Source organism: Agrobacterium sp. SOY23 (genome assembly GCF_027212525.1).
Lineage (GTDB): Bacteria > Pseudomonadota > Alphaproteobacteria > Rhizobiales > Rhizobiaceae > Agrobacterium > Agrobacterium tumefaciens_I.
In genome coordinates this window covers 325,151-339,515 of sequence record NZ_JAPWDT010000003.1, presented here as the reverse complement: position 1 = coordinate 339,515, position 14,365 = coordinate 325,151, and the positions used below count along the sequence as shown (strand labels likewise).

General features: G+C 59.4%; 13 protein-coding genes and 1 riboswitch. Of the genes, 10 read left to right on the top strand and 3 right to left on the bottom strand.

Annotation, left to right across the window (positions count from 1 at the left end):
* The first annotated feature begins 30 nt into the window (after positions 1-30).
* The 4 genes from O3S81_RS10425 (at position 31) to O3S81_RS10410 (ending at position 5,235) form a co-directional block, all read left to right on the top strand.
* Positions 31-1,281 (top strand): ABC transporter substrate-binding protein, encoded by a 1,251-nt coding sequence (locus tag O3S81_RS10425; protein ID WP_269342919.1) that lies wholly within the window; start codon positions 31-33, stop codon positions 1,279-1,281.
* Positions 1,282-1,455: 174 nt separating this feature from the next.
* Complete coding sequence (locus O3S81_RS10420; RefSeq protein ID WP_269343500.1) at positions 1,456-2,367, top strand: carbohydrate ABC transporter permease; 912 nt, start codon at positions 1,456-1,458, stop codon at positions 2,365-2,367.
* Positions 2,368-2,371: 4 nt separating this feature from the next.
* The gene (locus O3S81_RS10415) at positions 2,372-3,229 is read left to right on the top strand and encodes a carbohydrate ABC transporter permease (protein WP_269342918.1); all 858 of its coding nucleotides are present in this window, start codon (positions 2,372-2,374) and stop codon (positions 3,227-3,229) included.
* 11 nt (positions 3,230-3,240) lie between these two features.
* Entirely contained in the window at positions 3,241-5,235 is a 1,995-nt protein-coding gene (locus tag O3S81_RS10410) for an alpha-glucosidase (protein WP_269342916.1), read from the top strand.
* 35 nt (positions 5,236-5,270) lie between these two features.
* Here O3S81_RS10410 and O3S81_RS10405 read toward each other — a convergent pair whose 3' ends face one another.
* Positions 5,271-6,560 carry a pilus assembly protein TadG-related protein gene (locus tag O3S81_RS10405; RefSeq protein ID WP_269342915.1) on the bottom strand — a complete coding sequence of 430 codons (1,290 nt, stop codon included), beginning with the start codon at positions 6,558-6,560 and terminating at the stop codon, positions 5,271-5,273.
* 193 nt (positions 6,561-6,753) lie between these two features.
* Entirely contained in the window at positions 6,754-8,079 is a 1,326-nt protein-coding gene (locus O3S81_RS10400) for a TadE/TadG family type IV pilus assembly protein (RefSeq protein ID WP_269342913.1), read from the bottom strand.
* Between the two features lie 192 nt (positions 8,080-8,271).
* Positions 8,272-8,374: riboswitch (TPP riboswitch) on the top strand.
* A gap of 125 nt (positions 8,375-8,499) precedes the next feature.
* On the opposite strand from O3S81_RS10400, the gene O3S81_RS10395 reads away from it, so the two are divergent.
* The 5 genes from O3S81_RS10395 to thiD are packed head-to-tail and all read left to right on the top strand — an operon-like array spanning position 8,500 to position 12,412.
* A complete protein-coding gene (locus tag O3S81_RS10395) occupies positions 8,500-9,285 on the top strand; it encodes an ABC transporter permease (protein WP_269342911.1) in 786 nt (261 codons plus the stop codon).
* Complete coding sequence (locus O3S81_RS10390; protein ID WP_269342909.1) at positions 9,282-10,232, top strand: ABC transporter substrate-binding protein; 951 nt, start codon at positions 9,282-9,284, stop codon at positions 10,230-10,232. Before O3S81_RS10395 ends, O3S81_RS10390 begins: the two co-directional genes overlap by 4 nt.
* Positions 10,229-10,969 (top strand): hydroxyethylthiazole kinase, encoded by a 741-nt coding sequence (locus O3S81_RS10385; protein ID WP_269342908.1) that lies wholly within the window; start codon positions 10,229-10,231, stop codon positions 10,967-10,969. The genes O3S81_RS10390 and O3S81_RS10385 overlap by 4 nt, the downstream gene beginning before the upstream one ends.
* On the top strand, positions 10,956-11,618 hold the full coding sequence (thiE, locus tag O3S81_RS10380; RefSeq protein ID WP_269342907.1) for a thiamine phosphate synthase: 663 nt from the start codon (positions 10,956-10,958) through the stop codon (positions 11,616-11,618). Before O3S81_RS10385 ends, thiE begins: the two co-directional genes overlap by 14 nt.
* Complete coding sequence (gene thiD / locus O3S81_RS10375) at positions 11,615-12,412, top strand: bifunctional hydroxymethylpyrimidine kinase/phosphomethylpyrimidine kinase (protein WP_269342906.1); 798 nt, start codon at positions 11,615-11,617, stop codon at positions 12,410-12,412. Before thiE ends, thiD begins: the two co-directional genes overlap by 4 nt.
* A gap of 197 nt (positions 12,413-12,609) precedes the next feature.
* Here thiD and O3S81_RS10370 read toward each other — a convergent pair whose 3' ends face one another.
* Positions 12,610-13,068 carry an Lrp/AsnC family transcriptional regulator gene (locus tag O3S81_RS10370; RefSeq protein ID WP_269342905.1) on the bottom strand — a complete coding sequence of 153 codons (459 nt, stop codon included), beginning with the start codon at positions 13,066-13,068 and terminating at the stop codon, positions 12,610-12,612.
* A 127-nt stretch (positions 13,069-13,195) separates the two neighbouring features.
* On the opposite strand from O3S81_RS10370, the gene alr reads away from it, so the two are divergent.
* Positions 13,196-14,362 carry an alanine racemase gene (gene alr, locus O3S81_RS10365; RefSeq protein ID WP_269342904.1) on the top strand — a complete coding sequence of 389 codons (1,167 nt, stop codon included), beginning with the start codon at positions 13,196-13,198 and terminating at the stop codon, positions 14,360-14,362.
* The last annotated feature ends 3 nt before the right edge of the window (positions 14,363-14,365 follow it).

Genomic DNA, 14,365 nt, shown 5'->3' with positions numbered 1-14,365 from the left:
CGGCCAAGGGTTTAATAACGGGAGGAACTCATGACATTCAAAGCTATCCGGGGCAAAGCCCTGATGGGTGCCGCACTCTGCGCAACCATGCTTGCCTTTTCGGGACAGGCCTTTGCCGATGCCGAACTGAAGATTTTCGTTTCCAGCCAGCATCAGCCTGATGTCTGGCGCAAGGCGCTGGACCAATATGAGGCAAAGACGCCGGGCGTGAAGGTGGTCATCGAGACCGGCGGCAACACCTCGGAAATGCAGGCGCAATATCTCAACACCGTCATGTCGGCCAAGGATTCGAGCCTCGACGTGCTGATGCTCGACGTCATCCGTCCCGCACAATTCGCCACCGCCGGCTGGACCAGCGATTTTTCCGGCAAGGACATGTCGGCCTACCTGCCGACCTATGCCGAAGCCAACACGGTGGATGGCAAGATCGTGGCGCTGCCCGCCTTCGCCGACTCCATGTTCCTCTATTACCGCAAGGACCTGCTCGACAAATACGGTATCAAGCCGCCGACCACCTGGGATGAGCTGAAGGAAGCCTCCAAGAAGGTGATGGAAGGTGAGAAGAACCCCGAACTTCAGGGCCTGTCCTTCCAGGGCAAGGCGATCGAAGGCGCGGTCTGCACCTTCCTCCTGCCCTATTGGAGCGAAGGCAAGTCTCTGGTTGAAAACGGCAAGCTGAATTTCGACAACAAGGCTGCGGTGGATTCCCTGAAGCTCTGGAAGAGCTTTGTCGACGAAGGTATTTCCAAGAAGAACATTTCGGAAGTCGCGACCGACGACACCCGCAAGGAATTCCAGGCCGGCAAGGTGCTCTTCGCCGTCAACTGGTCCTACGCCTGGACCCATTTCCAGGGCAAGGAATCGCAGGTGAACGACAAGGTCGGCGTCGCCCGCCTGCCGGCCGTCAAGGGTGGCGAGCAGACGACCTGCCTCGGCGGCTGGGAATTCGGCATCTCCGCCTATTCCAAGCAGCAGGATGAAGCCAAGAAGCTTGTCGAATATCTCTCCGGTCAGGATGTTTCGAAGTTCATGGCCATCAACGCAGCGCTTCTGCCCACCTATGCCGCACTCTACAAGGATGCGGATGTGACCAAGACCATCCCGTGGTTCGCGGATGCCCTGCCCGTCGTTGAAACGGCGAAGGCCCGCCCCGTGACACCGCGTTACAACGAGGTCAGCGAAACGATCCGCACCACCGTCAACGGCGTGCTTGCCGGCGTGATGACGCCGGAGGATGGCGCAAAACAGATGGAAAGCCGTCTGCGGCGCGTTCTGCGCTAAGCTTTGAGCCGGAAGGCGGCATGCGTGCCATGCCCTTTCCGGCCGTTTCGACTGACAGGAATAAAGCCGCCTGAACGGCGCGATAAACGGGCCGGACATAAACCGGTCCGATCGGGAGACGATGACGTGAATCCAGTTGCGGGAGTGGCAGAGGTGACAATGCCGGAAAGAACCATGGTTCGGGTGGACGAGAAACCGCAGCCGCGCTGGACGCGGTGGCTCGATCTCGGCGACCGGTCACTGGCCGTGCTTCTGCTCGCGCCGGCCGCGATCCTGCTGTCGCTCATCATCGTTTATCCGGTGGCAAGACTTGTCTACACGAGCTTCTTCAGCCTTTCGCTGACCTCAGGCCTGCCGGCGGAATTTATCGGCTTTGAAAATTACACGGCGATGTTCGATGATCCGATCTTCTGGGAAACGACCTGGAATACGGTTCTCATCACGCTGATCACGGTGCCCGGCGCGCTCTTCATGGGCCTTGGCCTCGCGCTGCTCGCCAACCTGCCTTTCTCCATGCAGTGGCCGATGCGGCTTTCGCTTCTCATTCCCTGGGCGCTGCCGCTCTCCTTTGCCGGCCTCATCTTCGCGTGGTTCTTCCATTACGAATATGGCGTGGTCAACGATGTGCTGAACCGCCTGGGATTTGAAGGCATCATCTGGTTCAACTCGCCGAGCTGGGCCTTTGCGGCCATCTGCCTGACGATCATCTGGAAGACCTCCTCCTTCATGGCGCTGATGATCCTTGCCGGTCTTCAGACCATTCCGCGCTCGCTCTATGAGGCAGCGGATGTGGATGGCGCCGGCAAGATCAGGCAGTTCTTCGAGATCACCCTGCCGCTGCTGAAGCCCTCGATCGTCGTCGCCCTCATCTTCCGCACGATCACGGCGCTGCAAACCTTTGATATTCCCTACATGATGACCGGCGGCGGCCCCGGCACATCCACCACCACGCTTGCCATGTATATCCACCAGAACACCGTCTCCTTCCTCGATCTCGGTTACGGCTCGGCGCTGGCGGTCATGATGTTTGCGCTTTCGATGTGCGTTACCGCCGTTTACCTCCGCATTATCAGGACGAAGGACTAAAGCCATGAGCACCGTTGCCACCTCCTCCGGTCTGTCCTCCGTCTTCTCCGGCAAGCCACTGCGCTTCATCGCTGCCTCCATTCTTCTGGTGAATGGCCTCTTCCCCGCGATCTGGATTCTCTTCACTTCGCTGAAAACGGAAGCGGAACTAACGGTCAAACCGATCACCTGGTTTCCGCACGCGCCGACGCTCGCCAACTACATGCAGGCCTTTTCCGATCAGCCGCTGCACCTTTTTCTGTTCAACAGCTTCATGGTGGCTCTGCTTTCCACTGCGCTCACCATCCTGATTTCGGTGCTCGCGGCTTACGCGCTTGCGCGGCTCAACCTCAAATACCGGGCGCTGATCCTGTCGCTCATCATCGCCGTTTCCACCTTCCCGCTTGTCACGCTTCTGGTGCCGCTGTTCGAAATCATGCGTGCCTTGAACCTGCTCAACAGCTGGACGGCGCTGATCCTGCCCTACACGGTGCTGTCGCTGCCGGTCTGCACGCTGATGCTAGTCTCCTTCTTCGAGAGCATCCCGCGCGATCTCGAAAACGCCGCCATGATCGATGGCTGCACCCGCATCGGCGCGCTGTTCAAGGTGGTTGTGCCGCTTTGCGCGCCGGGTGTCTTCACCGCCGGCATTCTTGCCTTCGTGAATGCCTGGGATGAGTTCCTGCTGGCGCTCTCCTTCAATTCCAACCCGGCACTGCGCACCCTGCCCGTCGGCATCCAGCTTTATCAGGGTGAGTTCGCTTTCCCCTGGCCGGTGATTTCGGCAGCGCTGGTGGTCGGCATCGTACCGGTTGCGATCCTGATCGTCATCTTCCAGGAACGGGTTGTCTCAGGCCTCACCGCCGGTGGTCTCAAGGGCTAAAAGGTTAAGTCATGCATTTCGAAACGACCCAAGACGGCTTCACGCTCACGATCGGCAACCGCACACTCCTTTCCCACTCGCCTGAAAGTCCGGCCTTCTTCGCCGGCTTCGGGAAAGAGCGGATGGATATGTATCGCGGCAATTTCGATATCGAGGACTATGTCATCGAGCGCACCGCCCTGCGCCATGCCGAGGTCAGCGATAACAGCGTCACGCTCTCATCCGCACCGGGACAGGCACCGCGCCTTCGCCTGACGCTCGATGGCAACACTGTCCGACTGACGGCGCTGGACGAGACAATCAACCGCCTCTGGCTGCGTATCGTCGCGGAAACGGACGAGCATGTCTGGGGCGGCGGCGAGCAGATGTCCTATTTCGACATGCGCGGCCGGCGTTTCCCGCTCTGGACCTCCGAGCCCGGGGTCGGTCGCGACAAGACCACCGAGATAACCTTCAAATCCGATGTCAGCGGCAAGGCGGGCGGTGATTATTACAACACCAACTATCCGCAGCCGACCTGGCTCTCCTCGCGCAAATACGCGCTGCATGTGGAAACGACCGCCTATTCGGTCTTCGATTTCCGCAATGGCGATTTCCACGAGATCGAAATCTGGGCCATCCCCGAAAAGATCGAATTTTTCGCCGGTGACAGTTTCACCGATATCGTCTCGGCCCTGTCGCTGCGGTTCGGACGCCAGCCGGAATTGCCTGATTGGGTCTATAATGGCGCGATCATCGGGTTAAAGGACGGCGCCAACTCTTTCACGCGGCTGGAAAAAATCCGCGCGGCCGGAACGAAGGTGTCCGGCCTGTGGTGCGAGGACTGGGTGGGGCTTCGTCAGACTTCTTTTGGCGCCCGCCTTTTCTGGGACTGGCAGGCGAATGACACGCGCTATCCGCATCTGCGCCAGAAGATCGCCGAACTTGCCGACCAGGGCATTCGTTTCCTGGGTTATGTGAACCCCTATCTCTGCGTCGACGGACCGCTCTTTCCCGTCGCTGAAGCGGCCGGTTATTTCGCCACCGACGCCGAGGGCAAGACGGCGTTGGTGGACTTCGGCGAGTTCGATTGCGGCGTGGTCGACTTCACCAATTCGGCCGCCGCCGACTGGTTCGCCGAAGAGATCATTGGCAAAAACATGCTGGATTTCGGCCTTTCCGGCTGGATGGCCGATTTCGGCGAATATCTGCCGATCGATATCAAGCTGTCGAACGCGGTCGATGCCAAGCTGATGCACAATGCCTGGCCCACGCTCTGGGCGGAGGTCAATGCGAAGGGCGTCGAAAGTCGCGGCAAGACCGGTGAAGCACTGTTCTTCATGCGCGCAGGTTTCACCGGCGTGCAGGCTCATTGCCCGCTGATCTGGGGCGGTGACCAGTCTGTCGACTTCTCCCGTCATGACGGCCTTGTCACCGTCATCTGCGGCGCGCTTTCCTCAGGCCTCATGGGCAATGCCTATCATCACTCAGACATTGGCGGTTACACCAGCCTGTTCGGCAATGTCCGAACGGCGGAACTCATCATGCGCTGGACGGAGATGGCCGCCTTCACCCCGGTCATGCGCACCCATGAGGGCAACCGGCCGCGTGACAATCTGCAGATCGATCAGGATGAAACGGTTCTTTCCCATTTTGCCCGCATGACGGCGATCTATGTGGCGCTCGCCCCCTATCTGAAGTTACTTTCCGCCGAGGCCGCAAAGACGGGCCTGCCGGTACAGCGCCCGCTTTTCCTGCATTATGAGGATGAACCTCAGACCTACGCCATTCAGGATTGCTATCTCTACGGTGCCGACATGCTGGTTGCCCCCGTCTGGAAGGCGAGCGAAACGCAACGTGCGCTCTATCTTCCCGGCGACGGCGAATGGGTGCATCTGTGGAGTGGCGCACGCCATTCCGGCGGGCGCGAAATCATCGTCGAAGCTCCGCTCGGTCAGCCGGCGGTCTTTTACCGTGCCGATAGCCTCCATGTGCCGCTGTTTGAACAGCTTCGCACCATCGGTTGAAGAAGGCTGCGCGGATTCCAGTGGAAACGCCGCGCTCAGCCTGTCAGACGGGGCGATGTAATGGCCTTTTTGAAAAGCGCCGACATCGCGTCGCTGATGCCCTGCGACGGGCTGACCTCGAAGAACAGGCCGGGTGAAGCGCATGTCTGCATACGTGCGCCGATTTCCGACTGGAAAGGCTTGATCCAGCTATTATACCAGTCGTTGGTCGGCAGCGGCAGATAGGTGGTGTAGAGCACCGCGATCCGGAAACCCTTTTCCTTCAGCTTCGTGCAATATTTGATATCGATCGGCTCCTGACAGCGGCCGCTTGTCGTTTTTTTGGTGCATGTGGACGGCTTGTAGCTATCACCGACACCATCCGAAACGAAGAAAATGATCTTGTCCGGGCTCGCCGAACTCGCGCCTGTCCCCGAACTGCCGATCTTGTCGCCTATCTGGATCAAAGCCCGGTCGAAATCGGTCTGCTGGTCGTTATTATATCCCTGATAGGGAATGGACATCAGGTCGACTTCGCCCGCCTTTTTCTTAGCGGTCGCCAGATCCGACGTCAGGGGAACAACTTCGAGCAGCTTGGTGTCTTCCGCCTTCTCCCCGAAGGTATAGACCGCCATGCGATATTGATTGCTGCTCTTCCGCGTGGCCTTTGCCGTGTCCATCAGGCTTGCCGTGGCCTGCGCGACCACATTGATGCGCGTCGTGACCCCAAGGCTTTTGGCCCTGTAATAATAGCTGCCCGTGTCCACCACCCCGTTTTTCACGATGTGACAGGCGAAAGCGCATTTGTCGCTGGTATTCGCAACCATGGTGGCAACATCGGCGGGGGTGGCGCCGACACCCATCGAGGGCGTGTTATCCAGAAGGACATAAAAATCACTGAAGGTTTCCGTCTCGTATTTGGCGGTCGCCTTGCCCGAAACAGTGATGAGATCCTTCGCGAGAACCTGCGAAAGCGTCGTGCCGACGGAAGCCGTGAAACTGACGGAAGACTCGATGACATTACCGTGCTTGATCACCGATATATCGAGCGACAGAAGCTTGTAGTCGGCATTGGCGCGTTGATTGCCTTCGAAGAAAGCCGAGGCCTCGCTACTGCCAAGGCTGATGACGCCATCTCCCGACATTTCTTTTGCGGCCTTGACGCTCGCCGACGTATCCGCCACCACCGCGAGGGCCGCCGCATCGGCCGCCATTTGCAAATCGGACTTCACGGCCATGCCGTGTGTCACATCCAGGGCCACGCCGGCCACTCCGATCAACGGCACCATCAACAAGGCGCTGAGAATGCCAAAATTCCCTGATTCATCCTGCCAGATATTTTTCAAATTCGCCCCCGGAACCCTGCTGGAGGCGAGACTTAGCCAAAGATTATTGAAAGGCAGTTTCAAGGAATAACTAATTTTCGATAAATCTAATTTCCGGAATAACTAATATTGCACTCAAAAGCGTTTTCCGTCACACCGACAGGCGCGATGGACAGCGTGTTGAACAGCAGCCCGGCATCGGACGCGCGGCCATTCAACTCGTCAGGCGCGGCGTGCTGATTGCCTTTTTGAAAAGGGCCGACATCGCATCGCTGATGCCCTGCGAAGGGCTGACTTCAAAGAACAGCCCCGGAGAAGCGCAGGCCTGCATGCGCGAACTGATTTCCGTCTGGAACGGTTGTATCCAGAGCCTGTACCAGCCATTGCCCGATAGCGGCAGGTAGGTCGTATAAAGCACGGCGATACGGAAGCCCTTTTCCTTGAGCTTGGTGCAGAGCCTTGTGTCGATCGGCTCCTGGCAACGCCCGCCCTGCGTCGTTTGTTTTGTGCAGTTATTTGGCTTGTAGCTGTCGGCAACACCGTCAGAGACGAAAAACACTATTTTTTCCGGGCTGGCGGAACTGGCGCCGCTGCCCGAATTTCCCATCTTTTTCTCGATCTTGGTAAGCGCCCGGTCGAAATCGGTGTGCTGATCGTTCTTATACATATGGGAAGGAACCGACATGAGTTCGATTTCGGCAATCTTCTTCTTGGCCTCCTGCAAATCCGAAGTCCGCGGCACAACTTCGAGCAAATCCCCGCCTGACGCAACATCGACTGCCGTTTTCCCAAAAGTGTAGACGGCAATACGATATTGATCATAGCTCTTGCGCGTGGCAGCGGCCGTATCCATCAAACTCGCGGTTGCCTTGGCAACCACGTCGATGCGCGTGGTCGCGTTTATGCGACCCTTGGCATCGGCGTCTTTATTCTTGATCCTGAAATAGGTGCTGGTCGGGTCTGACGCGCCGTCTTTCGTTGTGAGATGGCAAGCGAAAGCGCATCCTATCGTCTTTTCCATCACCGCGACATCGGCGGGCGTGGCGCCCACGCCCATGGAAGGCGAGTTGTCGAGAACGAGGTAAAAATCGGTAAAGGTTTCCGTCTCGTATTTGGCGGTTGCACTCCCCGAGACCGTCAGGAAGTCCTTTCCGAGAACTCTGGAAAGCGTCGTATTCACTGAGGCCGTAAAATTGACCGAAGACTCGATGATGGTCCCGCGCTTGATGACAGATATATCGAGAGACAATAGCTGATAGTCTCGGTTGCCCCGCTGATTGCCATGGAAGAAAGCGGCGGCTTCTTCTTCGCCGACGGCAATGACGCCATTGCTCGCCATCCGTTTTGCAGCCTGGGCGCTTGCCGAACTATCGGCAACCACCGCCAGAGCAGCGGAATCGGCCGCCATCTGCAAATCGGACTTGACGCTGAGGCCGCGTGTTATGTCGAGCGCAACACCGGCGGATCCGATGAGCGGTATGATCAACAAGGCGCTGAGAATGGCAAAATTTCCGGACTTGTCCCGCCAGATGCTTTTCAAGTTAGTCTCCGAGCTTCTCTGAATGCGGGCTTAGTTACTCGAACGACGTTGCAATATAGTTTATTGATATAACTAATTGTCGATAAATTCGATATATCTAATAACTATATTTCTCCCGGCCGCATAACGGCGGGGTACCGATCACCGGTTGGTAGAGACCGTTGACATTTTTAAAACTTGACCTACAAAACAAGCTCTTCCGAGGGGAGCACCGCACGGTGCTGAGATGGCGATGAGCCGGACCCTTGAACCTGATCCGGGTCATGCCGGCGTAGGAACGGAACTGTCGCGCCTTGGAGGCGCTGCCCTTTCTCTTCTCCGCTATGCCTGATCTCCGTGATTGCCACATCTGGAGACGACCGATGATGCTGAAACCTTCTGCCCTTCGCACATGGTGCATCTGCATCTGAGGCCCGGCTCATGCGTGCCACCCATGCGTTGAACGGTGTCGGTCTTCTGCTCCTTCTCTGGCAGGCGGGAACGTCGCTGTTTTCGCCGCCTCGCTATATCCTGCCGTCGCCCGCCGATGTCGCCGCCGCCTTCCTGCGCCAGCCGGGTTTCCTGTTCGGCCAGGCCATGGTGACGTTCGGCGAAATGACGCTCGGGCTTGCCGCGGGCATTGCCGCCGGTATTCTCGTTGCCTTCACGACGGCCGCCATCCCGCGTCTTGGCCGCCTCGTCTGGCCAATGGTTCTGGTGTTGCAGGCCTTTCCGGTCTTCGTGCTCGCCCCCATTCTCGTCCTCTGGTTCGGCTTCGGCATGGCCTCGAAAGTGGTCATGACGGCAATCATCATTTTCTTCCCCGTCGCCTCCTCTTTCACCGACGGCCTCAACCGCACGGATCGCGCCATCCTCGACGCCGCCTCGCTGACGGAGGCGAGCCATTGGCAGATCCTCACCCGGTTGCGCGTGCCGCTGGCGCTCCCCTCACTGATTTCGGGCTTGAGGGTGGCTGCGCCGCTTGCCCCGCTCGGGGCCGTCATCGGCGAATGGGTGGGCGCATCGGCCGGGCTCGGCTTCGTGATGATCCAGTCCAATGCCCGCATGCAGACCGACACCATGTTCGCCGCCATGGCCATTCTCGCCGTCATGGCCTTGCTGCTCCGGCTCATCGTTGACGGGGCGACGGCCAATCTCGCCCCCTGGGCCAAAGAAACAGAACACATCATTCCTTTCAGATATTTACGGAGACTTTCGGGACCATGAAACGAACGCTTCTTTCCCTCGCCATCGCAGCGGCAAGCGTGCTTGCGCCCATGCAATCCCAGGCGGCCGACAAGCTGACCGTATTGCTCGAATGGTTCGTGAACCCCGATCATGCACCGATGGTGATCGCCAAGGAACGCGGCCTGTTTGCCGATGCGGGACTGGAAGTGGAGCTGGTTCCTCCGGCTGACCCTTCCACGGTGCCGCGCCTCGTCTCGGCAAAACAGGCCGATATCGGCGTGCATTACCAGCCGAACCTCTATCTCGACCACGAAGCCGGCCTGCCGCTCGTGCGTTTCGGCACACTGGTCGAAACCCCGCTCAACACCGTCACGGTTCTCGCGGATGGGCCGATCAAGAGCCTGAAAGATCTGAAGGGCAAGAAGGTCGGTTTTTCCGTTTCCGGTTTCGAGGATGCGATGCTGAAGCGCATGCTGGAGAAGGACGGGCTGACGAAGGACGACGTCGAGCTGGTCAACGTCAATTTCTCGCTGTCGCCTTCCCTGATCGCCGGCAAGGTGGATGCCACGCTCGGCGGTTTTCGCAATTTCGAACTGACTCAGATGAAACTCGAAGGACATGAGGGCCGCTCCTTCTTCCCCGAAGAACATGGCGTACCGGCCTATGACGAGCTGATCTTCGTCACCCATCGTGATCTCGCAAAGGACAGCCGTCTGCCGCGTTTCCTCTCCGCCGTGGAGCAAGCCGCGATCTTTATCACCAACCATCCGCAGGATGCCTGGCAGCTTTTCATCAAGGCCTATCCGAACCTTGACGATGCCCTGAACAAACAGGCCTTTTTCGACACGCTGCCACGTTTCGCCAAGCGCCCCGCCGCACTTGACCGCACCCGTTACGCTCGTTTCGGCGCCTTCATGCAGGAGATGCAGCTGATCAAGCTGGCGCCGGCAGCAGACGATATCGCCGTGGAGCTGCAACAGCCATGACCGGCAATTTTCCGACAGCGGCAAAAGCCGCCGAGATTCTGGAACGCGTGCGGCAGACGCGTCCGCGCGTGCATTGCCTGATGAACACCGTGGTGCAGAAATTCACCGCCGACGGCATCACCGTCGTCGGCGGCATTCCCTCGATGACCACCTCGCTGGAAGAGATCGAAAGCTTCGTCACCAAGGCGGATGCACTGACCGTCAATCTCGGCACGCTGGACGCCGAACGACGCAAGGTCATCCGGCTGGCGATCGAGATCGCCAATGCATCCGGCAAGCCGTGGATCGTCGACCCCGTGCATGTCGACTATTCACCCTCGCGGCTGGATTTCGCCCGGGAACTTATCGCCCATTCGCCCACCATCGTCCGAGGCAACCGCGCAGAAATGAGCCTGATCGGCGATGTGTCGGGCGCGGTGCGGATCGAGACCGGACCGGTGGATCATCTCCGCGACACGACGCGCAATGTCAGGATCGTCAATGGTCACCCGTGGATGGCGAAGGTGACCGGCACGGGCTGCCTTTCGGGCGGTGTCATCGCCGCCTTCATGGCAGTGGAAAAAGACGCGTTGACGGCAGCGGCTTCCGCCCTTGCGGTGACAGGCGTTTCCGCCGAGCTCGCCGCGAAACAGGCCAAAGGCCCCGGTACGTTCGAACCGGCATTTCTGGATGCTCTTTCCGAAATCTCCGGTGAGGACATCATAAATCACGCGAGGATTGAGCATGAACAAGGTTGATTACCGCCTTAATGCGCTGGTCGATACCAGTCTTGCCGATGTCGCGCCGTTGCCGGAGCTTGCTCTGGCGGCCGCGCTCAACGGGGCAACGATCCTGCAATATCGCGACAAGCATGGCTCGACGCGGGAGATGATCGAAAATGCCCGTGCCATTCGCGAGGCCATCGCTGGCACTGGCGTGCCGCTGGTCATCAACGACCGGGTGGATGTGGCGCTGGCTGCGGGGGCTGATGGGGTGCATCTCGGTGCCGACGACATGGATGCAAAGACCGCAAGGCGTATTCTCGGGCAAAAGGCAATTATCGGCCTTACCGTCAAGAACCGCGCCGATGCCGAACGGGCGGCCTCCATGCCCGCCGACTATGCCTGCATCGGCGGCGTGTTCGAGACCGTTTCCAAGGTCAACCCGGACAAGCCGGTCGGCATCGATGGCTTTATGACGCTGCGCGCCCTGTTGCAGGAGTGGCGGCCGGATATGCCGGTGGGTGCGATCGCCGGCATTGATCTTGCCCGCGTACCCGCCGTCGTCACCGCCGGCGCGGATGGGGTCGCCGTCATTTCCGCAATTTTCCGCGCAGCCGATATCGCCAGCGCAACCAGGGATTTCCGCTCCACAATTGACGCGGCGCTGAAAGCGAGACAGCCATGACAGCCATTGCATTGACCATTGCCGGCTCCGACAGCGGCGGCGGCGCGGGTATCCAGGCCGACATCAAGACCTTTTCCGCACTCGGCGCCTATGCCGCCAGCGTCATCACCGCCATCACCGCCCAGAACACCAGGGGCGTGACTGCCGTGGAGGATATTTCGGTCGCTACCATCGTCGCGCAGATGGATGCGGTTTTTTCCGATCTCGCGGTCAATGCCGTGAAGATCGGCATGGTCTCGCGGATCGAAACCATCGCAGCCATCGCAGAACGGCTTCGGCAGCAATCGCAGCCGGTGGTGCTCGATCCGGTCATGGTGGCGACGTCGGGCGACCGGCTGCTGCATGAAGATGCCATCGAGACCCTGCGGCGCGACCTGTTGCCACTCGCTGCCATCGTGACGCCGAACCTGCCGGAAGCGGCGCTGCTGACCGGCACGCCGATGGCGGAGACGGAGCGGGAGATTACCCGCCAGGCCGAGCTGATCCTGAAGGCCGGTGCGAAGGCCGTGCTCATCAAGGGCGGCCATGGCGACGGGCCGGAAAGCACGGATTATCTGTTTGCGGACGGGACCATGCAGGCACTTTCTGCGCCGAGGGTGGAGACGAAAAACGACCACGGCACCGGCTGCACGCTGGCGGCTGCGATTACGGCGCATCTTGCGATGGGGCACGAATTTCGGGAAGCGGTCGGGCTTGCGAAGGATTATCTGAACGGGGCGCTCGATGCCGGACGGGGGCTTGCCATTGGACATGGGCGGGGGCCGGTGCATCATTTTTATCGGTGGTGGGGGTGATATCGATAGGTAGAGTGTGGGGTTTACCCCCCTCTGTCCTGCCGGACATCTCCCCCTCAAGGGGGGAGATCAGATGGGGCTTGTGCCTCAGTACCACGCAATCCTGCTGATTGGATGATCAGCAAGCCGCTTGTCAATCTCCCCCCTTGAGGGGGAGATGTCCGGCAGGACAGAGGGGGTAAACCCCACACTCGAGGCTATCGCGCCTTCGGCGTCGCCAGCACATTCCGGATCGCAAAACTCGAATGAATGCGCGAAACCCCCGGCAGTTTCGACAATATCTCCTTGTGAATCCGCTCGAAATCCCCCGCACTCTCCGCCTCGCAGCGCAGGAAATAGTCCGAACCGCCGGTCATCAGATAACATTCGCGGATTTCCGGATAGCGCCGCACCGCATTTTCGAAGCGGTTGAGAAAATCCTCCGTCTGCCGGTCGAGCGTGATCTGCACGATGACCGAAATTACCTCGCCGCCGGCAAGGCCGCTGGTCAGCGCGGTATAACCGCGGATAATCCCCTCCCGCTCGAGGATGTCGACCCGGCGAAGGCAGGCGGAGGGCGAAAGTCCGACTTCCACTGCCAGTTTTGCATTGCTGATGCGGGCATTGAGCCGAAGCAGGCGGATGATGTGGCGGTCGGTCGCATCCAGTGACGACATAGAAGATTCCAATTGATCAACGAAAATTGCGTGATTTCTAATTCTATCGCATTTTCTTCGAACAATCGCCAAGAAATTCGATAATCGTTGCAATACCCTCAGAGGATAAAAATGAGGGTGAACGACCATGGACATGCAGATCAGCCGCCAGCAGGCAGCCGGTGGTGCAAGCGGCCATCTGACCATCGATCTCGGCGCATTGCGCGACAATTATCTGACCCTGACGGCGATGGCGCCAGCCTCGCAGACGGCGGCGGTCGTGAAAGCCGATGCCTATGGACTCGGCACGGATATCGTCTCGCAGACCTTGTTCGAGGCGGGTTGCCGCAATTTCTTCGTCGCCCATATCGATGAGGCATTGTCTCTCAGGCTGCGGCTTTCGGCAGATGCGCGGATTTTCGTTCTCAACGGGCTTCAGCCCGGCAATGAGACCTCCTGCGCCGCCATGGCGGTCACCCCGGTCCTGAATTCGCTGGAGCAGATCGCGCAATGGTCGGCCCATGCCGGAAAGCTTGGCAAGAGCCTCACCGCTGCCGTGCAGATCGATACCGGCATGTGCCGCCTTGGGCTGTCACCCGAAGAGCTTGAAGTCCTTGCCGCGCAGCCGCGACTGCTCGATGGTATCGACATCGCCTTCGTGATGAGCCACCTCGCCTGCGCCGATGAGCCGGATCATGCCGCCAATGCCGCACAGCTTTCGGTAATGCATAAAGCAGCCGGGGCCTTCCCGGATGCGCCGGTGTGTTTTTCCAATTCGGGCGGTATTTTTCTCGGCAATGACTATCACAATGCTCTGCTGCGCCCGGGCATCGCGCTTTATGGCGGCGCCCCTTCCACTGCCCGCCCCAACCCGATGAAACCGGTCGTCCGTCTCGATCTCGCCGTCATCCAGACCCGCACCGTCCCTGCCTGCTCTCTGGTCGGTTACGGCGGCTCTTTCGAAGCGACCAGCCCGACGCGTCTTGCAACCATCGCCGCCGGTTACGCCGATGGCCTGCCGCGCGCGCTCAGCAATCGCGGCGCGGCGTGGTATAACGGCGTGCGCCTGCCGATTGCCGGGCGCGTTTCGATGGACAGCATCATTCTCGACATATCCGCCCTGCCCGAGGGAACATTGACCCAGGGCAGCCTCGTGCAGATGATCGGGCCAGACCAGACGCTGGAAGACATTGCCGAGGATGCGGGCACGATCGCCTATGAAATCCTGACCGGCCTCGGTCGCCGTTATCGCCGTAGTTACATTCAGCCGGGCGAAACCCCGGCCATTGCTTCAACATCAGCCAATCACAAGTGAGAC

Excerpts from the sequence above, each read along its gene's own strand:
- O3S81_RS10410 (WP_269342916.1), top strand. The coding sequence starts at position 3,241 with ATGCATTTCGAAACGACCCAAGACGGCTTCACGCTCACGATCGGCAAC.
- O3S81_RS10420 (WP_269343500.1), top strand. The coding sequence starts at position 1,456 with ATGGTTCGGGTGGACGAGAAACCGCAGCCGCGCTGGACGCGGTGGCTC.
- O3S81_RS10425 (WP_269342919.1), top strand. The coding sequence starts at position 31 with ATGACATTCAAAGCTATCCGGGGCAAAGCCCTGATGGGTGCCGCACTC.
- O3S81_RS10395 (WP_269342911.1), top strand. The coding sequence starts at position 8,500 with ATGCGTGCCACCCATGCGTTGAACGGTGTCGGTCTTCTGCTCCTTCTC.
- alr (WP_269342904.1), top strand. The coding sequence starts at position 13,196 with ATGGACATGCAGATCAGCCGCCAGCAGGCAGCCGGTGGTGCAAGCGGC.
- O3S81_RS10415 (WP_269342918.1), top strand. The coding sequence starts at position 2,372 with ATGAGCACCGTTGCCACCTCCTCCGGTCTGTCCTCCGTCTTCTCCGGC.
- O3S81_RS10390 (WP_269342909.1), top strand. The coding sequence starts at position 9,282 with ATGAAACGAACGCTTCTTTCCCTCGCCATCGCAGCGGCAAGCGTGCTT.
- thiD (WP_269342906.1), top strand. The coding sequence starts at position 11,615 with ATGACAGCCATTGCATTGACCATTGCCGGCTCCGACAGCGGCGGCGGC.
- O3S81_RS10370 (WP_269342905.1), bottom strand. The coding sequence starts at position 13,068 with ATGTCGTCACTGGATGCGACCGACCGCCACATCATCCGCCTGCTTCGG.
- O3S81_RS10385 (WP_269342908.1), top strand. The coding sequence starts at position 10,229 with ATGACCGGCAATTTTCCGACAGCGGCAAAAGCCGCCGAGATTCTGGAA.
- thiE (WP_269342907.1), top strand. The coding sequence starts at position 10,956 with ATGAACAAGGTTGATTACCGCCTTAATGCGCTGGTCGATACCAGTCTT.